General features: G+C 35.2%; 22 protein-coding genes and 1 pseudogene. All 23 read right to left on the bottom strand.

What is annotated here, in order from left to right:
- Nucleotides 1-1,436: asparagine synthase-related protein (locus CXF85_RS15245; protein ID WP_101229500.1), on the bottom strand; the 1,436-nt coding region annotated here is incomplete at its 3' end.
- Nucleotides 1,436-1,834, bottom strand: coding sequence for a glycosyltransferase (locus tag CXF85_RS15240; RefSeq protein ID WP_157829116.1), 399 nt, complete (start codon nt 1,832-1,834; stop codon nt 1,436-1,438). The genes CXF85_RS15245 and CXF85_RS15240, both read right to left, overlap by 1 nt.
- 74 nt (nt 1,835-1,908) lie before the next feature.
- Nucleotides 1,909-2,511 carry a hypothetical protein gene (locus CXF85_RS15235; protein ID WP_157829115.1) on the bottom strand — a complete coding sequence of 201 codons (603 nt, stop codon included), beginning with the start codon at nt 2,509-2,511 and terminating at the stop codon, nt 1,909-1,911.
- Nucleotides 2,512-2,586: 75 nt separating this feature from the next.
- Nucleotides 2,587-3,690: a DegT/DnrJ/EryC1/StrS family aminotransferase gene (locus CXF85_RS15230; RefSeq protein ID WP_101229497.1), complete on the bottom strand. Its 1,104-nt coding sequence runs from the start codon at nt 3,688-3,690 to the stop codon at nt 2,587-2,589.
- Between the two features lie 24 nt (nt 3,691-3,714).
- On the bottom strand, nt 3,715-4,296 hold the full coding sequence (locus tag CXF85_RS23175) for an acyltransferase (protein WP_101229496.1): 582 nt from the start codon (nt 4,294-4,296) through the stop codon (nt 3,715-3,717).
- 1 nt (nt 4,297) lies between these two features.
- The gene (locus CXF85_RS15220; RefSeq protein WP_101229495.1) at nt 4,298-4,939 is read right to left on the bottom strand and encodes an HAD family hydrolase; all 642 of its coding nucleotides are present in this window, start codon (nt 4,937-4,939) and stop codon (nt 4,298-4,300) included.
- Nucleotides 4,936-5,823, bottom strand: a complete 888-nt coding sequence (locus CXF85_RS15215; protein ID WP_101229494.1) for an NAD-dependent epimerase/dehydratase family protein — start codon at nt 5,821-5,823, stop codon at nt 4,936-4,938. Before CXF85_RS15215 ends, CXF85_RS15220 begins: the two co-directional genes overlap by 4 nt.
- Nucleotides 5,823-6,887: an ATP-grasp domain-containing protein gene (locus tag CXF85_RS15210; protein WP_101229493.1), complete on the bottom strand. Its 1,065-nt coding sequence runs from the start codon at nt 6,885-6,887 to the stop codon at nt 5,823-5,825. Before CXF85_RS15210 ends, CXF85_RS15215 begins: the two co-directional genes overlap by 1 nt.
- Nucleotides 6,880-7,290, bottom strand: coding sequence for a sugar 3,4-ketoisomerase (locus tag CXF85_RS15205; RefSeq protein WP_101229492.1), 411 nt, complete (start codon nt 7,288-7,290; stop codon nt 6,880-6,882). The genes CXF85_RS15210 and CXF85_RS15205 overlap by 8 nt, the downstream gene beginning before the upstream one ends.
- The gene (rfbA, locus tag CXF85_RS15200) at nt 7,287-8,159 is read right to left on the bottom strand and encodes a glucose-1-phosphate thymidylyltransferase RfbA (RefSeq protein ID WP_101229491.1); all 873 of its coding nucleotides are present in this window, start codon (nt 8,157-8,159) and stop codon (nt 7,287-7,289) included. The genes CXF85_RS15205 and rfbA overlap by 4 nt, the downstream gene beginning before the upstream one ends.
- Nucleotides 8,160-8,161: 2 nt before the next feature.
- Nucleotides 8,162-9,241 carry a dTDP-glucose 4,6-dehydratase gene (gene rfbB / locus CXF85_RS15195; RefSeq protein WP_101229490.1) on the bottom strand — a complete coding sequence of 360 codons (1,080 nt, stop codon included), beginning with the start codon at nt 9,239-9,241 and terminating at the stop codon, nt 8,162-8,164.
- Nucleotides 9,242-9,250: 9 nt separating this feature from the next.
- Complete coding sequence (locus tag CXF85_RS15190) at nt 9,251-9,598, bottom strand: DapH/DapD/GlmU-related protein (RefSeq protein ID WP_101229489.1); 348 nt, start codon at nt 9,596-9,598, stop codon at nt 9,251-9,253.
- Entirely contained in the window at nt 9,579-10,844 is a 1,266-nt protein-coding gene (locus CXF85_RS15185; protein WP_101229488.1) for an O-antigen translocase, read from the bottom strand. The genes CXF85_RS15190 and CXF85_RS15185 overlap by 20 nt, the downstream gene beginning before the upstream one ends.
- Nucleotides 10,845-10,943: 99 nt before the next feature.
- On the bottom strand, nt 10,944-11,993 hold the full coding sequence (gene wecA, locus CXF85_RS15180) for a UDP-N-acetylglucosamine--undecaprenyl-phosphate N-acetylglucosaminephosphotransferase (protein WP_101229487.1): 1,050 nt from the start codon (nt 11,991-11,993) through the stop codon (nt 10,944-10,946).
- 441 nt (nt 11,994-12,434) lie between these two features.
- The gene (hepT, locus tag CXF85_RS15175) at nt 12,435-12,758 is read right to left on the bottom strand and encodes a type VII toxin-antitoxin system HepT family RNase toxin (protein ID WP_157829114.1); all 324 of its coding nucleotides are present in this window, start codon (nt 12,756-12,758) and stop codon (nt 12,435-12,437) included.
- 116 nt (nt 12,759-12,874) lie between these two features.
- Nucleotides 12,875-13,144, bottom strand: a pseudogene (locus CXF85_RS23415) (hypothetical protein); the annotation flags it as partial.
- 85 nt (nt 13,145-13,229) lie between these two features.
- Nucleotides 13,230-14,258, bottom strand: coding sequence for a Wzz/FepE/Etk N-terminal domain-containing protein (locus CXF85_RS15165; RefSeq protein WP_101229485.1), 1,029 nt, complete (start codon nt 14,256-14,258; stop codon nt 13,230-13,232).
- Between the two features lie 260 nt (nt 14,259-14,518).
- Complete coding sequence (locus CXF85_RS15160) at nt 14,519-15,715, bottom strand: EAL domain-containing response regulator (protein WP_101229484.1); 1,197 nt, start codon at nt 15,713-15,715, stop codon at nt 14,519-14,521.
- Nucleotides 15,716-16,035: 320 nt separating this feature from the next.
- Nucleotides 16,036-16,578: a DUF6942 family protein gene (locus tag CXF85_RS15155; protein WP_101229483.1), complete on the bottom strand. Its 543-nt coding sequence runs from the start codon at nt 16,576-16,578 to the stop codon at nt 16,036-16,038.
- A 9-nt stretch (nt 16,579-16,587) separates the two neighbouring features.
- Complete coding sequence (locus CXF85_RS15150; RefSeq protein WP_101229482.1) at nt 16,588-18,825, bottom strand: tetratricopeptide repeat protein; 2,238 nt, start codon at nt 18,823-18,825, stop codon at nt 16,588-16,590.
- A 32-nt stretch (nt 18,826-18,857) separates the two neighbouring features.
- A complete protein-coding gene (locus CXF85_RS15145; protein WP_101229481.1) occupies nt 18,858-19,766 on the bottom strand; it encodes a DUF4097 family beta strand repeat-containing protein in 909 nt (302 codons plus the stop codon).
- Between the two features lie 111 nt (nt 19,767-19,877).
- Complete coding sequence (locus CXF85_RS15140; RefSeq protein WP_101229480.1) at nt 19,878-21,263, bottom strand: GAF domain-containing sensor histidine kinase; 1,386 nt, start codon at nt 21,261-21,263, stop codon at nt 19,878-19,880.
- 4 nt (nt 21,264-21,267) lie between these two features.
- Nucleotides 21,268-22,812: an HD domain-containing phosphohydrolase gene (locus CXF85_RS15135; RefSeq protein WP_101229515.1), complete on the bottom strand. Its 1,545-nt coding sequence runs from the start codon at nt 22,810-22,812 to the stop codon at nt 21,268-21,270.
- Nucleotides 22,813-22,900 lie beyond the last annotated feature (88 nt).

Genomic DNA, 22,900 nt, shown 5'->3' with positions numbered 1-22,900 from the left:
GTTCTATATATATAAGAATACATTTTCCCTTGAGCAGAGCGAACAAAATCAGTGGCTGTGGCATCATAATCAGTTGAAGCCTGTATGTTATATTTATCTATGAAGATGGAGAGTGATGCCATCCAGGCAACTCTTTCGTCTAATCTATCTGCACTATTCAATTTGGATTTTTTCCAGCTATTTTTTATTGCTTTTAATGTATATGGATTGAATAAATTAATACGTTCCAACGCATCCGAGCATAATGCATTATTGATGAGTTCCGAACAATCCCTTCGTAACCAAAGTCCGTAAAGGTTGTGCGACGTCTGCAGTTCGTCCATAGCTAAACCTGTACTTGGATATATTTTTCCATCTCTAGCCCACGGTATCGATAAAAGGTTTCCTGGTAACGTTTTAAGAACCTCAACATACACATCATCGTTTCGACATTCAGGGCTTAAAGACCACATGAACCCAAAAACTGAAGGAGCAGTGAACATTTGGTACAAAGGTATGCGGTCATCTATTAGGTCCATACAAGCTGACAGTTGACGACGCATGTAGTGACACTGTCGTTCTATTTCATAATACTGCCAATCACACTCGCGAGGAAATTGACTTCGATACTTATCAACTTCGAAAGAAATATTATTCATAAAATCTTTTTCAACTGCACTTGATAACAAACCAAACTTGTTGAAATCACTATCTAATATACTTTTAATTTGATCAACTTTAACACCTGAAAACTCCGCACGCCCAACGCTATCACCATAACTTCCTGCTAATATACCGTCCAAACCTTTTACCTTCGATATGTCATGCATAGCATGAAGGTGCAAAGGAGAGAATTCTGCTCCCATTTCTGCAGTCAACGTTATATTATCAATCAATAAATCTGCACTAAGCGGAAAGTGGACGAACTCCCATTTAAATAGCTTTGCAATTTCTGATGCGTAGCGTACATCTCTTGTTTCAGTTATCCCCCATGTAAGGGCTACGACATCCCCTAAGTACTCACCTCGAACTTGTAATTCTCTAATAATTCCAGCAGCAACTCTACTATCCATACCACCAGAAAGTAGAACTCCAATAGATTGTTTACCTTCCAGAAAACCTCTGACCTCATCTAATAGAAGTTCCTTTAGTCTTAAACCAATATCACTTGCTTCCATTACAATATTACTATGCTTAGGTAAGTGGCATTCATTAAAACTGGAAGATGAATCATCATACTCATGCATCCAAGGTTCTCGTTTTATTCCTTTAACAAGCGTTTCATCACCTATTATATAATTCTTCATCATAAAACTTAGGACAGATGATGGATTTATAAAATTTTCAGCGTCACCTTTCAAAGATAAAGCGTCACCTATATTTTTAAAACGCTCTTTTTTACCCGGAGAATAGTAATTATAACGTCTGCCAAGATAATCAACATTTTTCTCGGTCATTAACTCTCTCTCCATACTTTTAAATACTGCTGGGCCACAACAATATGGGAATGCAAGTTTTCAGCATATTCCCGAGAATCAGCACCGATATCAGTTATAATATGCTTGTTATCAAGAACCCATTCCATTTTTGTTACGATATCTTGAACATTGGTATCAATAGAGATTATAGGTGATTGAGCTATAGAAAACTCATTCAAACATTCATCTTCACCTCCACCAATACACACTTTCCCTAAAGCCAAGTTATAAGCAGTATTCATCCCATATGATACCGAATAAACTTGATCTATAATAACGTTAGCTCGGCTCGTGACTTCAAGATACTCAGAAAGTGGTAGATTACCTACAATATTAATTTCAACTTCATTTGGATATTTTTTCTTAAGTATTTCCATTGCCGCCCTTATCAAGGGCGTTCCTTTCTCACCTTCTCTTGTTACGCCATGGAAGAAGGACACTTTTCCCTTAACTATATTTGGCTCATATTTAACAGAATCAATATTAATTGGAATAGGAATAGTTTGACATAACTTTGAATACGCAATTCGCGGTAAGGTTCTGCATACTCATACATAATAGGTATATACCCTGTAATTGAGTCATGTAAATATTTATTAAACCTCCTACCTGTAGGACTAAAGCACCACTTATCTCCTGTCTTTTTTACTATTTCTTGATATAGTTGAGGGTATTTATAACTGTTCCTAAAAAAATTAGCTAGAATTGTATTTACAGTACTGCCCCCGGCACCAACTAAATATATTTTTTTATTGTTATTTATCACATACTTCATTATTCGTTTATTTATCCCTAACTCTTTAGGGAAAATACATGGGGATATAAGTTGAACAACATCGTATCCTTTGAATTCTTTATAAACTTTAGATAAATTAAACAGTCGCTCAATCTTCCCAGCTTTACCTACCCTTTTCCCTGCCCAACTTAAATCCGAAGAAATAGCCTTGGTGCCATCTCCGCTAGACGCTGTTGTAACATCTATACCAAGATGCGATAACCCTTCAGCCAAATTTTTATGAAGCGCACTAAACTCACCTAATAATAAAACTTTCATAATACTCATACATATTTAAATACTAAAAAACAACACTGCACATTCTACAGTTTGAATACATAACAAATTGGATGTTTAAACAGAAAACTGGTTAATTATATCAATCACATATTCAACTGAACTAAGCTCTAAAGTAGGATCCATTGGTAAGGATAATACTTGATTATGCATTTTTTCAGTGACAGGAAAGCTTAATTCATTCCAAGCTTTATATGCTTGCTGTTTATGAGGCGGAAGAGGATAATGGATTAATGTTTGAATACCGTTTTCTAATAAATATTGTACAAGTAGTTCACGGTGTTCTGTTGTAATAACAAACAAATGCCATACATGCTCTTCTTGTTGTGTAACTTTGGGTAATTGTATTAACGGATTATAAATGTTGGCTATATAAGCATTTGCTACCTGCTGTCTTCGGCATATTTCATCATCTAGATATTTTAATTTAACATTTAATATAGCTGCTTGAATTTCATCTAAACGACTATTAACACCTTGATAAATATTTTTGTACTTTTCATGAGAGCCATAATTACCAAGTGCTCTTACCGTATCGGCTAACTTTATATCATTAGTCGTAATAGCTCCACCATCACCTAAAGCTCCTAAGTTTTTCCCTGGGTAAAAACTAAATGCGGCAGCATGTCCCCAAGAACCACATTTCATACCGTCAAAGGTAGCTCCATGTGATTGTGCACAATCTTCAAGCACAAGAAGATTATGCTTATCTGCTATAGCCATAATTTCAGCCATAGGTGATATTTGACCATATAAATGAACGGGTAATATTACTCTGGTTCTTGTTGTTAAGGCCTTGTTAATATTAGTAGTTGATAAGTTAAATGTATCTTCACTCGGTTCAACAAGAATAGGTACTAAATTATTTTCTGTAACTGCTAGTATTGAAGCTATGTACGTATTGGCTTGTACAATTACTTCATCACCGTCCGATAATAACCCTAACTCTTTCCAAGCCCTGAGCGTTAAGGTTAAGGCATCGAGACCATTAGCAACACCAATACAATGTTCGGTTTGGCAATAGTCCGCAAAAGCAGCTTCAAAAGTTTTAACTTCTTGACCCATTACATACCACCCAGAATCAATAACTCTAGTGGTAGCTTTAACAAGTTCATTTCGATATTGTTCATTTATAGATTTAAGATCAAGAAAAGGGATCACGTTAGGGTCTCAGTATTAATTAAATTATATTTTTTTTACTACTTTTGCAGGGTTACCTGCAATTATTGAGTTTTCGAGATACACACCTGTAGTGACTACACTACCAGCAGCAACAATACAATTATCACCTATTTCAACCCCTTTTAGTACCGTACAATTCCAACCAATCCATACATTATTACCGATTTTAATTTGCGCATTCTTTACACTAGAAAAACTAAAATCTTGACCCGTAACTTGTTTTTCCCTTTCTATTGGGTCAACAGGGTGAAAATTAGTATCTGCAATAATGGTGGATGATGCTATTTGGCAGTTTGCCCCAATTTCAACTTCTTTATATGATACAACACAAACCCCATTGAACATGGTATTTTCGCCAACGGTTATCTTTCCTTCATAGCCAGTAACAAACTTGCAGCGATAGGTTAGGGCTGTATTTGTGTTAGCGAAATCAGAGTTTAATACTACGTTATTGCCAAACTCAACTATGCCATTTTTAGGGATTTTAAAATGAGGTAGTTTACCAAGAATGTTGATTTTTCCAGAAAAAAACACATTTTTATACCGCATTTCAATATATAATTTTTTAAGTTTTTGAAAAGTCATCTTAATATCCAGTAGTAAGTACTGTACTTGTGTCTTTTATTTTAAAATCAGCAATACTTTCAATAATAATATTCGGTTCGTATTCTGTTAAAGATTTTCGAGATAAAAAACCGCTAAGGACTGCACATGTATTGATATTCAATTTTTTCCCTATCTGAACATCATGGCCCGTATCACCAATAAACCAATCAGATGAAGTCAAATGAGGAAGGTTTAGTGTAACCAACTCATCTTTTGATGAGATCTGTTCTGTAACAAGAATTTTCTTGAAGAAGCCCTTTATACCGAAAGTGTCTAATTGATCTAAAGCAGGTTGTCGGTGTTGTCTAGCGGTACACACATATAAATCGGCTTGCTGATTAAGTACTGTTAACACCTTATCAATACCATTAATAATTTTATCAAATTTCAAATAGTCTGGCTGTTCGATTAACTGCATCCAGTTACCTGTAAAACTTTGAATCATAGATTCCGAATAACCAAATTGGGTAGTGAGAATCAATTGGTTAGATATTTTTTGTTGCTTCAAGTTCCAGTATTCATCATAAGTTAAGTTTGAATTCACAACTAAAAACTGAAATAACTTATAAAGACGTAATTTTGAATCAATTAGTGTACCGTCTAAGTCAAAAATTATATTCACTTTATATCCTTAAAATATACAATTTCATCTGTAAGACCGTCGATAAAAGGAGTCTCAGTTTCGAGTAAAAAACGTTTCATTTTTGAGTTGTCAAAAAGTAAACTTTTCTTTACTCCTATAAATGGCTTAGAGATACATTTCAATTCGGTATTTAAAATTTCAGCTACTTTAGCTAGTAAATTAGCAATTGATATAGACTGTTCACTTACGACATTGATAACGCCAACATCATCAGATAATTCAATTGAAGTCAAACATGCATCAATAACGTCTTTAATATAAATAAAGCTCCTTAATTCGCTACCGTCCCCCCAAAGTTCTACTTCTTGACCGTTTAATACTTTTTTAATCGCTATTGGTAACAACTTTTGATACTTTTCTTCACCTGGTCCGTACACATGACCAATCCTTAAGATTTGACTTCTTATATTTGCACTGTCACAAAATGAACTGACCATTTTTTCACAGTATAACTTTGACATTCCATACAAACTGCTAGGGTCTAGCCTAGTTGACTCAGAAATCACCTCATCATCTCCATATACATCAAGTGTACTGAGGTAAAATATTTTTTTTAATCTTTCAAACGGTAAACTTAATAATTTTCTCGTAAAATCAATATTGCCATTACATTTGTCAATATTATTAGCATCGGTTCTAGATTTTGGAGTAAATGCACCGGCATGAATAATTAACTCTACATCAGAAATTTTATCAAAATGATTGAGGTCGATTGAATAATTATCATCATAAACAATAGTTTCACATTGTTTTGTGGTTTTAGAGCTTACCGCTATTACATTATCGGCTCCAAAACAGTCACAAAGTGCGGTCAATAGCCGAGAACCAATAAAGCCAGAGACCCCTGTTAATAAAACCTTCACTAGAAGTTAATTCCAGCTTTAATTTCATCCGATGTGATTAACCTCGGTTTTGTGTCCATCCCTCTAAGCCATAATAAGTCTTTAGGCAGTGGATTAATTTTTTTATCTAAAACAGGGAATTTGTTATACAACGCTATATCTTTGAATATTTCAGGCATATTTAAACCTGCTTCGGTAAAGAATAAAACGGTAGTGAAGAAGCGTGATATATTAATTTCTGTCGGATTAGGGATACCATTTTTATCATATGCCATATCTACACCAAAGATTCCATGCGGCTTATCACTAACAGCTTTAACTGTTCGAGTTGCTATATCGGTTACTTGTGCATCATCACATGTAACACCTACTTTTGTAACACCTGTAACACCAGAAATACTACGATTACCATGAGTCCACCCTTTACGTGCGCGCGACTGAGCGACAATCAACTCACCTTCATGCCAAATAGATAGCCAAGTTACTGTTTCAGGCTCTAACATTTCTGCCGCAACAAAGTCACCCCATCCGTTGTAATGATTTATCCATTCTTTTGCCATAGTGAAACTTGACGTAGGTATTGCGCCTTTACCACCACCACCAATAGAAGATGCTCGTAACCAAATCTTACCGTTTTCATCACTTAATTCTTCAAATGCTAATTTAAGATCATCTTCATTATTTATAAATATATTTCGAGGTACCGGTACGCCAGCATTCTTAAATGCTAGGTATGACTTATGCTTATGAACACAAGTATCAATAACATCATGATCAGGCATGAATAACTTTGTACCCGTTGCTAAAATTTCATCTCTAAATAGTGAGGCGTGAAATATCTCTAAATCATTTTGAAAATGAATTAGGTCAGGCTTCTCTGTTCTCAAAAGATTAAGTAAAGCCGGTTTATATTCGGGTGTATCTGCATACGGCATATAAAACTTTTTTTCCGCACTTGATAAGATTAAATCAGTTGGTTCTGATCCCATACCATAAATAGTTTCTTTTTTATCGCTACGTAATAATGAGTTTATTACGCCTTCTGAAGGAGCACCACCTGCCCCGGCAATTAATATCTTAGTCATTTAATAACTCAACCCTTTCAATAAATTTTTTATAATTACGAATATAATCATCTTCATCATAAACTTCACTTGCAAGTACTAGTAATATGCAATCAGCACTAAACTCATACATTACATGCCATTGCATTGTATCTATCAAAACACCTTGTTTAGGAGTATTTAAAGTTACACTTTCTTTACCTTTACCATCATCCATCAATATTTTACAACTACCCGAAACACAAATAGCTACTTGCAGTAAAGCTTTGTGTGCATGAAAACCACGCGAAACGTCGACTGCAGTACCAAAGATATAATAAACACGCTTAATCTCAAAAGGAATGGCTTTATTACTCTCTAGGGCAACCAGATCTCCCCGTTCATCTCCTAATGACTTAAAGTCAATTAGCTTAATCAAACTCACTTTGTTTCCTTAAGTAAATCACTTAGGTATTTACCGTAACTGTTTTTTGACATGGCCTTAGCGGATGCTGTAAGACTTTCGGCAGTAAGCCAGCCATTATTCCATGATATTTCTTCTAAACAAGCAACTTTAAGACCTTGGCGGTGTTCGATTGTTTGAACAAAGTGACTTGCTTCCAATAAACTTTCGTGAGTTCCTGTATCAAGCCAAGCAAACCCTCGACCTAAAAGCTCTACCTTCAAGTCGCCACGTTCCAAATAAGCATTGTTAACACAGGTAATTTCTAATTCGCCCCGAGCTGAAGGTTTAATTGATTTTGCTATTTCTATGACATTATTATCATAGAAATATAAACCAGTGACAGCATAATTCGACTTAGGTTTTGTTGGTTTTTCTTCAAGTGAAATAGCCTTCATGTCTGCGTCAAATTCAACGACACCAAAACGCTCCGGATCTTTAACTTGATAGCCAAATACCGTTGCTCCTTTCGTGTTTTTTGAAGCATTAAGCAATTTCGGCGTAAACCCCTGCCCGTAAAAGATATTATCACCAAGCACTAAACAAACACTATCATTACCGATAAACTCTTCGCCTATGATAAAAGCTTGTGCTAAACCATCAGGAGATGGCTGTATTTCATAAGATATGTTTATCCCGAACTGTGAGCCATCCCCTAATAATCGTTTATAGCCACCAATATCTTCTGGCGAAGAAATGATTAATATATCTCTTATTTCTGCAAGCATTAATACAGACAAAGGATAAAAAATCATCGGTTTATCATATATGGGCAATAACTGTTTTGATACACCGAGAGTAATAGGATAGAGCCTAGTGCCTGATCCGCCAGCTAATACAATACCTTTCATAATTATTCCTTAGTTCCTAGACGTTCAAGCGTATATGAACCATCTAAAACACGGCTCCACCAATCTTTATTATTTAAATACCATTCGACCGTTGTTTTAATACCAGATTCAAATGTTTCTTCAGGTTTCCAACCAAGCTCTCGTTCAATTTTTGAGGCATCAATAGCATAACGGACATCATGGCCAGGGCGATCAGTTACAAATTCAATTAACCCTTCAAAACCATGCTTATTACCTGACACTTTTGAATAGGTATTTTCAGGGATAAGCTCCTCAAGCAGGGAACAAATAGTTTTCACTACATCGATGTTGGCTTTTTCATTATGCCCGCCTATATTGTAGGTCTCACCAACCTTCCCCTTAGTAGCAACTAAATAAAGTGCGCGTGCATGATCTTCAACATACAACCAATCTCGAATTTGCTGTCCATTGCCGTATACAGGTAAAGGTTTACCTTCCAACGCATTTAATATAACTAGAGGAATCAGTTTTTCAGGAAAATGATAAGGTCCATAATTGTTTGAACAGTTAGTAATAATTACTGGTAATCCGTATGTTCTTAGCCATGCGCGAACCAAATGATCACTTGACGCTTTTGATGCTGAATATGGAGAACTAGGGGCATAAGATGTTTCTTCAGTAAATAAATCGTTAGGGCCTTCTAAATCACCGTATACTTCATCCGTTGAAATGTGATGAAAACGAAATTTTGATTTGTTTTCTTCACATAATGATTGCCAGTATTGACGAGTAGCTTCAAGTAATCTGTATGTACCAACGATGTTCGTTTCAATAAATGCAGAGGGTCCATCAATTGAACGATCTACATGACTTTCCGCGGCTAAATGCATGACTACGTCAGGCTGATGCTCAACAAACACACGTTCTAGAACATTTCGATCACATATATCTACTTCCTCAAAAATGTATCTACAATTGTTTGATACACTTTCAAGCGACTCTAAATTACCTGCATAAGTTAATTTATCGACATTGATCACACTGTGCCTAGTATTTTTTATAATATATCGTATAACTGCAGATCCTATAAAACCTGCTCCACCTGTAACTAAAAATTTCAAAGTAACCCTCTAATATCTTATTTCGCTAGTAGTAAAATTATTTTTGTTCGATACAATAACCCCTGCAGCTATAATTCCTGATAAAGCCACTCCAGCTCCTATAACACAGTCATTGCCTATAACAGTACCTTTTAAAATAGTTACATTTGCTCCTATAAATATATTCTCACCTATTGTAACTGGTTTGCAGATATAGCTATTTGATAATCTTTTAGCTAGATACAATGAGTAGAAGTCGCAATCAAAACAAAGGAAATTTGTACCAATCAAGTTAGTAGGCTTAAAATAAATTCCCGATAATATTTTAATCCGAATCCAAATAACCTTCATCAGTGCTCTAAAAATCAACGTCTTCATTACTGCCCCTCATTTTTATAGTAGCAAAAAAGGTAAATATAAAGTATAAAAGATAATTTAAGCTGTAGGCATAAGTTACACCAATCAGCCCATATCGAGTAATGAATGCATAAGATAGAACAACAAATAAAACAGAGAAGGATATTTCACCTAATACTACTAATTTTACTTTTGCTTTCGCGAGAAGAAGATAAGCAAACAGGAAAGATAACATTCTAACCATATCTCCAATAAGTTGCCATTTAAATAGCTCAAGCATTGGTTTGAATTCATCAGAAAATAAAACATACACAATCAATTCTTTCGAAATATAAATACAACTTGATAGCAATAATACAACAGGAACAATAACTGCGTAGCCTTGCTTTAATTCCGCTCTTAACTCACCTTTAGATTTAATTTCAGATAATCTGGGTAAGTAATAGGTAGACAATGCAGTGGTAACAATCATTAAGTACATTGTGGAAATATACCAAATCGCTTGCCAATAACCCGCAGCTTCCCATGATATATTCTCCCCAATATAATTTCTTATTATTAAATGTGATACTGGTACTGTACAAACAGATACTAAAGCCATTAAAGAATAGCCTGATAATTTTTTAGCCTGCTTATGATCAAACCTCTTTTTGAAGTGTTCAATTAATATTACTTTATGCTTTCTTAAGCGCCACACTACAATTGAAAATATTACAGACTGATTTGTAACAAGTGCTAACAAAGCACCATCTAAACCAAATATTGCTATTAGAACAGAGGTAAATATTAAGCTATACAAACTCTGGGTAATATTAATAGCTATAAATAGTTTTATTTCTTTTAGACCATTAATAATCGAAAGTAAAAACTGATTAAGTGCAAAGAAAACCAATGTAAAACCGAAGACTATAAATATATAGGTATATTCAGCATTATGGAGGATTTTTTCAGCTAGTACAGAGGATAGTAACGTAAGAAGAACACCGATACTTAAAGAGCAAAAGAGTACAATTTTGGCTGCTGTACTCCAAAGCGTTGGTATTAATTCATTATCTTTACCGTATTCAGCAGTATATTTAGTGACACCTTTACTTATACCACCTTGGGCTAGTGTCATAAGTATTTGAGTTGCATTTTGAAACTGGCCTATTAAGGCTAGGCCTGATGGTCCAACAAAAATAGCAACTACCTTATTAATGACTAATGCTGAAAGGAGTTTTATAACTGTAGAAATTAGAGTCAAAAAAGAGGTTTTTAATAAGTTCAAAGCAGGGTCGCTGTATAGTATATTGTTATAAATTTAAATAAAAAGTCAATTTGGAATAACAACTAAATCACTTGTTTAATTGTTTAATTGTTTAATTGTTTAATTAGTACTTTCAGACTTTATTGTATGTTTGATTGCCATTACATAACACACAAATATGAAAATAAAACTTGTAAGCATTACACTTTCAGCAATACTAAAATATTCACCTGCCAAACCAACAGCTGACATAAGAGCAGCAACTGATGAAATTGCAACTAGGGTTTGGCGTGATGATAAACCTGCACGTTGTAATATATGGTGTAAGTGATCTCTATCAGGTTTAAATGGTGATTTACCATTCTTATATCTACGAACAACAATTGACAACATATCCATCAGAGGAATAGCACAGATCCACAGTGCCGTCACAGGGCGAAATGAAGCTTGGTCGCCTTGGGTACCCATAGTTAACAACCAGATGACACTTAAACCAACAAACATGCTACCTGCATCACCCATAAATATTTTTTTAGATTCTTTTTTAAAGAATTTTTCAAAAAAACTTAAGTTATACATTAAATACGGCACTGTGGCAGTTGCTAATATCAGAGGATAACTTAGGTAATTAGTTTGACCACTCATAATAAATAGAATAGCGATAGATGTGAAAGTATTAATACTTAAACTACCAATAAGACCATCAATACCATCAATCATATTGTAAGCATTGATAACTACGATAATACCTACATAAGTAAAGATAATGCCTAATGGACCTAACGTAACATCACCAAAACCGAATAAATCCCCTAGGTTTGAAATATAACCACCTACACCGTAGATCATTAAACTTGCAATAATTATTTGACCTATAATACGTACTCGTACACGTAAGTCGAACTTGTCATCCAGGGCGCCAATAAACACCATCATTGCTGAAGCGATAAGGTACATACGAAGTTCTAAAGTATTTGGTAACCAGAGGAGGCTAGCAGCAAGTACTGCTAAGAAGATTGAAATGCCTCCGATGAGAGGAATATGTCCGGCGTGATGTTTACGTTCAGAAGGTTTATCAACTAAGCCAATTTCTATTGCTACAGGGTTGAAAAATTTAATAGCTATGAATGCAAATAAAAATGCAGTAACAGCTGTAGCAAAGATATACATATTTAGCTTCCGGTCATGGTAGCTTAAGTCTCTCTCTGAGAGCCTAAAACTAATTTGAAATTAATTATAAAAGTAGATAACAAAAATAAACATAATTCTAATCCTAAATTATTGTTTATTCGATCAATCAACCACCATCATTTGATTTCGTTATAAATCACTAAGTTTTATAACCGACATAGTATACTCGAGTTTATGCACTATTACAGCAAAAAAAACTGTATTAATTCGTAATGAAGTTGCGGAGTTAGCACTAGAATTCATATATAGATATAAATTTTATACACTAGTACAAAAAAGAAGTGTTATCGGTGTACATACTTTATTCATGAACTAATCACGCCCGGATAACAATGAGATTCTACTGAACGATAAGATAAGTATAAATATCTCGACCACCAAGGATGTACATCGCTCTCATTGAAACAGTAATTTACTTTTTTAAGTCCTTAGTTTTTCGATTGTTGTGATTGCGAATTCTTGTAGTGAAAGGTATAACTGGTTAACAATAATTGCCCGGTTCACTTTTTCATCTAAATTTAAGTAATCATGCACGATGGCATTTCTCATACCAATCACTTTTTGCCATTCAAGGCGTTCATTTACAGAAATCAGCTGTAGTTCAGTTAGCTTTTCAAAAACACTGTAAGCATCGTTAGGTAATATTTTACCTTGTTGCTTTAGCCAGTGTTTGGCTACGCCAATGTAAGATTCAACTAAAATTTGCAATAAGTGCTCTGCACCTTTTAGTTCACTCGGCTCCAAGAGCGTTGCTTTAACAATTAATGAATACTGTCTAAATCCTCAACACATTCGCTAATATGTTCCTGAATAGCATCGGCATAATTATTAGGCATAGTGTTCCTTATGATAACAATAATCTAGTTCCCATTTTGACATGATTTGTTGCTCCTCAACCATACAACGGTAATTATTAGTTCCGTAAATAACTGTATTATCTTGAACAATGGTATAAGCCATAGGTATGATGCTTGGTTAATATCAATTATAGATAACGACGTATTTAGTTTTTTTGTCCAAGATAATGCAAGCAGTTCCGGCCTTAAACGTCGCTCAAATGGATCGTTAATATAATCAGTGAAAGCTATGGCCAAATCATAGTCGCTTGTTACTGATGCTTGCATCCTTGCTCTAGAGCCATAACACTTCTATGTCAGGGTTCAAGCTAGCAAGTTGTTCTATTGAATCAATCGTCTTTGCCAGACTTCCCATAAGTTATTTATCTTTTTTACTAAAATAACGGATAAGTACCACTAATACCGATAAGATACCACCTAGCATAGTACCTAATACTACAATCAGTGCACGTTTAGGTTTATCTTTGGTATCGGGTACTTGAGCAGGATCTATGGTTTTAAATACATATTCTTTTTTCACCATAGTTAACATCATGTTTTTAGTTTGCTCTTCAATCAACTGGTAAAACACAGTTTCCATGGTAGCAACTTTAATATTAACGAGTTGATTTGTTAAATAGTCAATTGACGCTTTTGCCTCGATTTGATCTTGTGCGCGCATAAATTCATTAATATCTTGGACTAACCATGTTAACCATTGTTTTGCTATTGCGGGTGAGTAAAATTCAATATCGATATTAATCATTGAAGTGGTTTTATCTTGAGCAACTACCACTAATTCAGAAAATTCTTTGTAAGCTTCCCATGAAGATGGCTCAGCTCTTTTAGGTGCTTTGACTTCACGAATCCACTTATTATTCGTTTTGTCATATAGTTCATCATCTAAAATTAGCTTATCTGATGCCATATCCCAGTTTTTTGACGCCATCAATGGTACTAACAGGTCATGTTTAGTAATAAAGTCTTCAATGAATGAGCGTGATTTCAATATCTCTAACGCTAGCGCTGTTTTATCAACCCCGCCGCCGCCAAGGTTTATACCAGCCATGCTGGCTAAACCACCCAGTTGACCTGCCATTGCGCTAAGGCCACCTGCCCCGCCTTCAGTTGAAGCGGGTGCCAATATTGCCGATGCTTTATAAATATCAGGTTTAGATAGCGCGAAGAAAACTGATGCTACGGCAAAAATCATACTGATTATGATGATGGTAAATTTACCGGCCCAAATAACGCGCCAAAGTTCAGCTAAGTCGATTTCATCGTCTTGGTCTTGAGTGTTTTGTAAAAGTAGTTGCTGCTGAAGTAATTGTTGCTGTAACAATTGAATATTTGCATCATTTGATATTACTTGAGAGTTTTCGACTGAGCTTTCTACTGATTTTGACACTTTTCACCATTTCCGCTTGGCTGTTGTTGTTCGTAATTCATTAACGAGCAACAATAAAATTTCCCGCATTATACGAAGAATTCTAGCAAAATTAAAGGGGGATGTAGTTGTTATAACTTTTAAGTAAATGAAAAACATGGATTCCCGATCAGAGACTTCGAGAATGACGGATTCCTTACTTATTATATTACTCGGTTTTGTCTGGTGAATAACATTAATTTACGAGAAGAAACGTAGGAAATAATGGGCATAATGACTTACTAGGTTAAAGCATCCCATTCACGTTGCCAGTTAAATATTTTCTTCGCAGCCATAGGGCAGCCTATATAGAATCCCTGGCCAATATCGCAGCCCATTTCAGTAACTAAACTCATAACTGCATTATTTTCGACACCTTCAGCAATGGTTTTTATGTTCATATCTTTGGCTACTGAAATACTGGAGTTAATAAGTGCCAGTTGGTTCATATTGTCCTTGTTATCTATAAAGTAACTTTTATCTAGCTTTAAATAAGTTAGCGGCAAGTTTTGCAAGCGTTCAATGGTTGAGTGCTTTTGACCAAAGTCATCTAGTGCTATTTCAACGCCTCGCATGTTCAAACGGTTTAGATTCATTAATTCTTGTGCTCGATCACTCGCCATAACCCCTTCGGTGATTTCAATGCATAAGCTGCTAGCTGGCATATCATTTTCTTTCAGCAGCATAAAAATGGTATCAGCAAATTCAATCTGTTGTAATGCAATAGGTGATACATTTACCGATAACTTAATATTTAAGCCTAACTGATACCACTTTTTCCAATCTCCTATCGATTTTTTTAAGACCGCTAAAGTAATATGAATAATAAGCTCACTTTCTTCTGCTTTATCAATGAACCTATCAGGAGAAACCATTCCTAATCTGGGGTGATTCATTCTACATAAAGCTTCAACGCCCATGAAGGTACGGGTAGTTAAGTCAACTTGGGGTTGATAAAGCACTTCAATATCATTATTTTTTATCGCTCGAATAATTTCATAAACCTTTAGTGATTCAGCCGATGAGTTTTTATGACGAGAGCTGCCTATTTTATCAATAATGTATTGAAAATCTAATTCATGGATGGGCTTTAATAAGGTACCAATGTAATTCAAACCATAGGTTTTCGCTAATGATTCTACTGAGGAAATAATTTGCGTAGAGACACCGCTCATAATGACTACATAACCTTTGTAATCAAGCTGGCTAAGTTGTGATAATAATTGAATACCATCTACATTCGGCATATTTAAATCAAGAAATAATAAATTTATTTTACTCGATTGACGGAGTATTTGCATGGCTTCAGGAGCAGAAGATGCCGTATGAATGTGGCGAATATCATAAGATTGCTCTAGTACTTTATTCACATAACTTAATATCGTAACGCTATCATCAACCAATAATACATGTAACCAATCAAAACCTGACTTTTCCATGTTAGCTTCCTAAAATATTCCTAGTCTATGGTGTGATGTCATAATGTAGAGATATACTTCGAACACAATTAACTCAACACTTCATCATGGATATAAGTAAACGATTATAAAAACATGTTAAGTATTAGCAATATAATAGAAAAAGCAAATTATTTGTTTTTTATGCTGGTAACGCTATGGATTCCCGATCAGAAACTTCGGGAATGACGGCTGGATTTTTTGGTCAGTTGGTTGGTTGTCTCAGTTTGGCTTGGCTTAGTTTGCTTTATTCAGCCCGAATTTTGTTTAATATACTTTGTTACAGACCCTGGGTAGTCTTTCTAGCCCGTTTTAAAACTTCGTAATAATCTTGCCAAGCGCTCAATTTTGATATTACTCAGTTGTCGATAATCAAAATACGGACAAACTATAAGTTTATTTCTTTTATCAATAGCAAATTCATCATCTAGCCAAACGAAATTCGCGATGAGTTTACCGCTATTGAGTAATGCTTTTGCATGAGCTTTACCACAGATAATATGCACAGTTTTTGTGTTTAATTTATTACCGGCCATTAATTGTGGTGCTGAAAATAACAGTGCTGTTTTACTTTGCGCTTGCAATAAGTATTTATCACGATAATCTTGCCAAGTAGATGCTTTATTTGAATAAACAAAATACTTTTTGTCTAAAGCGTAGAGCAACTTTGCATAGACGTTAAAGACTTTTCGCCAGCCATTGCCACACGCTTGGTTAATAACGTTTATTTCACCTTGAACTAATGCCGTAACTTCAGTCAGGTGCTGATATTCAAGCATGTTAGGTTTATTTGCAATATACACTGCAAAATTGAAATTACTATCTCCAAAACCAATATTAGTCATATGTTATTTCTAGAAAGTGTCACTATCAGCAAGTAAAAAGGTATTGTCACCATTAGTACGCGCTCTCATGGTAGCAAGTCGAGCTCTTATGCCGCCCATCATTTGCCCAAACTGCTGTTCTTTATTCATGTTCGCTAGAATTGGCTCTAAATCTGCTTGCCAAACCTTTATCCAACCCGCATCTATAGCCCCTTGAAAATATTGATAAGTTGCACTTGTATTATTTTTCAAAGAATTAATTAAGGCCATATTATAATAATACGAAGGCTCGTTAGATTTTTTGCTTTTACCCTTGTCTAAAAATTGAGTAAAGCCATCAATAATCGTTGTTGCCTGTTCCAGCTCTTCTATTTGTATATAGGAATAAGCTAAATGAAGTGCCGACTGGCCTTCCGATACGTAATAAAAAGAGTCACTGTTCTTCGACTTTTCACTGCGAAGTAGTTCAAAGGCAGTAATAGCCTGAACATACTTCCCCTGGTAAAAGGCAATTTCACCTTCAACATAATAATTCATGCCTCTTTGTTCGTCGGTGAATTTGATATTTTTTAACGAACTAAGGGCTTTATTAACATTTCCTTGAGTAGCATAGAAACGTGCTTTCATAAAATTTATATCTGCTGCTGAAAACTGTGACTCTTGTTTACTCGCATAATCAAACCATTGCTGTGTTTTCTCAACTTTTCCCATGTCCATATTCGCAATCAGTAACCCTCTTATTGCTTCCTTATTTATCGGGTCAACATCAAGTGCTCTTTCATACATATTGATTGACTCATCAAGCCTACCGCGTGTTGATAAGATATCGCCTACTAAGTTATAAGCTCCAGGATAATAAGGGTCATTACTTATAATTTGTGAAAATATGTCCATCGCTTTTTTTTCAGAGCCTGCTTGGTAATAACACCAGGCCACATTGTATGCTGCAATAGGAGATTTTGGGTCTAAAACATACGCTTGTTCAAACAACTTATGAGCGCCACTGACATCGCCACGGCCTTGTAGTAAAGACCCATACCACATATACGCCATTGCATAATTAGGATTAAGGTCTATTGCATTTTTAAATGACTGCTCTGCTTTTGTAACATCACTTCGGCTTAACAATAAGCCTTGAGTCGCGTGTGCCGCAGCTAAGTTGGGATTTAATGTAAAGGCAGTAGTTAAGGCCTCTTTCGCCGCGACATTGGCTTGTTCTTTTGGTAAATCACCATAGAGGGCAAGTAAAATATTAGCATTTGCAATACCAACAAATGCACGAGCATAGCCTTCATCAAATTTAACTGCCTCTTGAAAATGCTGTAACGCTTTATTAATTGATGGCGCAGTACGATGTGCTAGCTCTTGTTGACCTTTTCCAAAAGCGACCATAGCATCAACATTATTAGTTTCGGCAATCATTTCAAATGGGGTTGTTTCCCCAAGCAGAGTGACTTTCATTTTATTGACTACAGCTCTAGCTATATCGTCTTGTATTTGAAAAATATCACGATATTCTCGATCATACGTTTCTGACCACAAATGTTCTCCGGTACTTACCTTTATCAACTGAGCTGTCACTCGAATTTTATTTGTTGTGTCATTTTTTCTAATACTGCCTTCGAGAATTGTATCTACTCCTAACTCCCGACCTATTTCTACAATAGTTTTATTTGAGACACCCTTATAAGCAAAAGAAGACGTTCTAGCGGCAACTTGTAAGTCGGGAATTTTAGCGAGTAAGTTTAATAACTCTTCGACCATCCCATCAGCAAAAAACTCATCTTCGGGATCATTACTGAAGGGAACGAAGGGTAAAATAGCAATGGATTCTTTTTTGTTAATCGATAATGATTCTTGAGCGATAGGTATTTGTCCGCTAACCGCTACGGGGCTCTGTTGCAATGTTTGAGGGTTTTGACCTTCTAACCAGAGTTGGCAAGCTAAAGTAACAACAACCGCCAAAGCTAATGATCCTGCAACAGATAAGGTTGTTTGGATATTAGCTTGCGGTGTACTATCTGGAGTTCCACCACTTTTAACTCTGACAATGCCTTTAGCAGTAAAATTATACAACCAAGCAAAAATCAAAGAAACAGGGAAACCAACGAGAAAGACTTGTAATAATGTTGTCATCACCGAGTCTGGTAGTCCGAGTGCGGGCACAGCTAAGTCGGCTATTTGGATTAATGGCCAAGCTGATACCGCATATATAGTGGCGACCTTAAATACTTGCCGATGTCTTAATTGAGCTAAGAATCTATCCAATTATTTTCTCCCTGATATCGCTAAGCATTAACTTATTCATTAGTCACTTTCTCTATGGAAATTGAGCCATTGATAGTATTCATACTTAATTCCCCAGAGCCATCACCAGAAATAAAGCTCAGTGTTTTCTTATGTAAACTTCCATCTATGGGTAAATCATCGCTAAGCTGGTTAATAATATCGCCACCAAACTGGCTAACTACCTTACATTCTGCGTTTAGCTCACCAATTACCTTATACAATATGTCACCGCTAACACTAGACAGTTTTAACTCCGCCTTACTTTTAACTAGACCGCTGATTTGAGTATCACCTGAAATATTTTTGATTGTTAATTTATCTGTACCGGCAATATTAGCGGTGATATCGCCTGACATAGACTTAAGAAATGCTTGCTCATAATCACCTGAAAAATTCACCGTGCCACTCACTGATTCTATTTTAGTAAAACCTGAAGACTCAATCAGTGTCACATCACCACTCACTACCGACAGCTTAATTTTTCCATGTGACTTTTTCACCTCTAAATCACCACTAATGGACTTTCCTTGAATATGATTATTTAGATTGGTTATGCTAAAGGACGTATCAATTCCTTTAAAACGTAATTGTAATTGTTGTGGCATAAATATATTGAGTTCACTGGAATCTCCCCAATGTTGTTGTCCCTGGGTATTAATTTTGATCAAAGTTTTATTGTTTTTAGTCTTAAATACTAACTGCTTAGTCGTATCGTCTAGTTCACCCTGAATCATAACCTCCTGCTTATTCCATCCTTGTATTTTGACAAGCCCTCGAGGTATTTCGACATAAACCATGCCCGTAGCATTAACCGGTAATGACTGATTAACTTTCTGCCCTGCTTGGCAAGCCCCCGAAAAGGTAGTACCTGTAATGATAAGAATGAGAATTAAGCAAAATTGACTAAATATTTGATTCAAAAAGTACGACCTCGTTTAATGCCAGATGGTTTTATCAATTGCAGACTATAAAAGTAGTATACATAAATTTTAAAAAATGATGGTTATTAAATCGTTAGACGATGTTTCAGACTAAGATAATTGAGTTGGGATGGATATATCATAGCGAAGACCTTTATTAGGTTCACTTTGAACAGTGATCTTACCATTTAAAGTCGACGTTACTAAATTATAAATTAGATGAGCGCCTAACCCGCTGCCACCGCTGCCTCTTTTGGTGGTATAAAAAGGTTCAAATAACATTTTTATCTCCCCATCATTTAATCCCTTACCATTATCTTGATAACAAATAAGTAGAAAATCATTTTCTTGAATAATGCTGATTTGTATACAGCCCTTCTGAATATTATGTAAACCATGAATAATTGAGTTATTTATCATATTGGTAAGTATTTGCGAAATTGCGCCCGGTATTGTTTTCACTACTAAGTTATCTGGGCATTCAACAAGTATCTCATGTGGTAATTTCTTTAAAATAGGACGCAGCGAAAGCAATATTTCATCAACATATTCTTTCATGTTTATCTCACGTGAGGCTTCTGAAGATTGGTCAACCGCTATTTCTTTAAAGCTATTAATGAGTTTTGCTGCTCTTAAGGTATTTGACTCAATGATGGTGCAAGCTTCGTCGACATCTTCAAAAAAGTAATCTAGATGTTTATCTGATGCCGTATTATTTGTTATTTTCTTTTTCAACGTTTTATATTGATGATGTAAGTTAGTTATTGCTGTTACGCATATACCTATAGGCGTATTGATTTCATGGGCAATACCCGCCACTAAATTACCAAGGGAAGCCATTTTCTCTTTTTGGACAAGCTCATCTTGCGTCTCTTTTAGCGTATCCATCATACTTTCTAATGCTAAGTTTTGTTTTTTGATGACTGTTAGGCCACATTCAAGCGATTCCTTATCTTCTATTTCTTTATTTATAAACTTTCGTTGCTGAAGAACAATAGCTAAGTTGGAAGCGACAAAAGAAAGTAACTGCAGATCATCTTCCTCATACATATGATCACTTGAATAACTTTGTATAATGATAATGCCGAGGATGCCTTCATCGTTAGAGATAGGTGCACCCATCCAACTCTCACTTAGAGAGCCAATGATATGGGAAATTTTACCCTTCGCCTGTAGTTCTTTTTGATCGTCACTTGTAAAAAGGCAAGGTGTGTTTTGTCTAATGACATAAGAAGATAGGCCTTCTCCAATTGGCATGGTTGTACCTAAGATTACTTTATCTTTTTCATCGACAAAGTAATCAAACACAATTAACTCATCAATGGGATCGTATAAAAATATGGCTATATTTTTTACATAGATTATTTCAGAAATTATCTTATGGATTTTTTTATAGATTTGAGGAAGAGTTAATTTAGACAAAACAAGCGAAGATATCTTCAACAAAGCATTTATAACATTGAGATAGTTCTTATCAGCGTTTTTGTTAATATCCATAGAATTACAAACAGTCGCTTTTGGTTAGCTCAATATTTATTTGAACTATATCGTCAAGTCTATTCATAAGCGCAGAGACTACATCAGGATCAAAATGTTTATTGGTTTCCTCTTTAAGTAGTTTCAAAATATCTTCTAACGCCCAAGGCTCTTTGTAACAACGTTTATGAATTAATGCATCAAACACGTCTGCAACAGCGACTATTCTTGCGAATATATGAATCTCTTCGCCTTTTAATGATGAGGGATAGCCCGTTCCATCATATTTTTCATGATGTTGTTGCGCAATTATCGCCGCCGCTTTTAATATAGGCCTATCCGAGCCCGCTAAGATATCAAAACCCATCTCAGCATGTTGCTTCATGATAGCCATTTCTTCGTCAGATAATCTACCTGGTTTTAAAAGTATGCTGTCTGGAATAGATATTTTACCTACATCATGCATTGGCGTTGCTTGCTTTAAAATTTCACAATCACTGTCAGAGAGTTTCAACTCCTTCGCTATTACAAAACAAAATTCTGACATACGCTTGATATGATTACCGGCTTCTTTCGAGCGAGATTCTACTGCATTACCTAATCGGTTTATTAAGTCCTCTTGTGTTTTAATTATTTCTTCATTCAGTAATAAATTATCAAAGGCAATACCGATACTATTTGAAAATAAATTAAGCAATTGAACATTAACATCCGTTAATAACTCAATTTGATTGCCTTTTAAATACAATAAACTTTCTTGATCACTCTTTGAAGGGAAGTAAGCAACATAGTGTTCGCCATCATAAACACTGCCTTTTATTTTTCTAGCTTCATCTAATAACTCAATGGCTTTAGCTTCTAATCCATTATCTAATGAAATATTGCCGCACTCAGCAATGATTTGATAATCGTTCGCGTAACAAATAGTCCCAGCTCCATCAACCGGTTTTATTAAAGCACCTTTTTGATCGACATGAATTAAAGAAACGACTTGTTGTAATAATCCATTAAAAAAATGTTTTAATGTTTTCTTTTCAAGTAAATCAGTCGTCGATTCAATGACCTGCTGCAACCCTAACCTATAAGCCCTTTCATAAGTTCTTGATTGGTCTATTTTAATCAAGTCTCGATAGGCCCTTAAAGCAGTCACAACCGTAGTAAATAATTTTGTTCTGTCTAACTCCGTTTTTTGTTTATAGTCATTAATATCATAAGTCATAATAACTTCTTCTTCAGGTGCCTGCCCTGGCTGTCCTGTTCTGAGTATAATGCGAGTAAAAGTATTTTTGTTTTCTTCCCGCAGCCATTTAGCCACTCTCAAACCAGCGTCGTCAGTTTCCATAACAACATCAAGAAATATTAATGCTATATCATCATTTTCTTCAAGAACTTGCTTTGCTTCAATTGAATTAAAGGCGCTTAAAAACTCTACCCCACGGTCTTCTAATTCAAACCGTTTCAGTGCCATTTTTGTTACGGTATGTATGTCTATTTCGTCATCAACTATGAGTATTCGCCATGGTTTTAATTGTGGCTTATCTTCATCACTTTTAAGTAAACTGAAAGGCATATGCATGACATTAAATAATTCGAGTTATATATTTATCTTAGCTCGAATTATTTAGAAGTAAAAAAACAACAAAAATAAATTTTAGCGG

The organism is Colwellia sp. 75C3 (assembly GCF_002836255.1).
Lineage (GTDB): Bacteria > Pseudomonadota > Gammaproteobacteria > Enterobacterales > Alteromonadaceae > Colwellia.
The sequence above is the reverse complement of the archived record's forward strand: the minus strand, read 5'-3'. Positions and strand labels throughout refer to the sequence as shown.

Coding starts and splice junctions, on each gene's coding strand:
- CXF85_RS15140 (WP_101229480.1), bottom strand. CDS start 21,263: ATGGATATTAACAAAAACGCTGATAAGAACTATCTCAATGTTATAAAT.
- CXF85_RS15135 (WP_101229515.1), bottom strand. CDS start 22,812: ATGCCTTTCAGTTTACTTAAAAGTGATGAAGATAAGCCACAATTAAAA.
- CXF85_RS15190 (WP_101229489.1), bottom strand. CDS start 9,598: ATGAAGACGTTGATTTTTAGAGCACTGATGAAGGTTATTTGGATTCGG.
- CXF85_RS15160 (WP_101229484.1), bottom strand. CDS start 15,715: ATGGAAAAGTCAGGTTTTGATTGGTTACATGTATTATTGGTTGATGAT.
- CXF85_RS15155 (WP_101229483.1), bottom strand. CDS start 16,578: ATGACTAATATTGGTTTTGGAGATAGTAATTTCAATTTTGCAGTGTAT.
- CXF85_RS15240 (WP_157829116.1), bottom strand. CDS start 1,834: ATGGAAATACTTAAGAAAAAATATCCAAATGAAGTTGAAATTAATATT.
- rfbA (WP_101229491.1), bottom strand. CDS start 8,159: ATGAAAGGTATTGTATTAGCTGGCGGATCAGGCACTAGGCTCTATCCT.
- CXF85_RS15235 (WP_157829115.1), bottom strand. CDS start 2,511: ATGAAAGTTTTATTATTAGGTGAGTTTAGTGCGCTTCATAAAAATTTG.
- CXF85_RS23175 (WP_101229496.1), bottom strand. CDS start 4,296: ATGACTTTTCAAAAACTTAAAAAATTATATATTGAAATGCGGTATAAA.
- wecA (WP_101229487.1), bottom strand. CDS start 11,993: ATGTATATCTTTGCTACAGCTGTTACTGCATTTTTATTTGCATTCATA.
- CXF85_RS15210 (WP_101229493.1), bottom strand. CDS start 6,887: ATGACTAAGATATTAATTGCCGGGGCAGGTGGTGCTCCTTCAGAAGGC.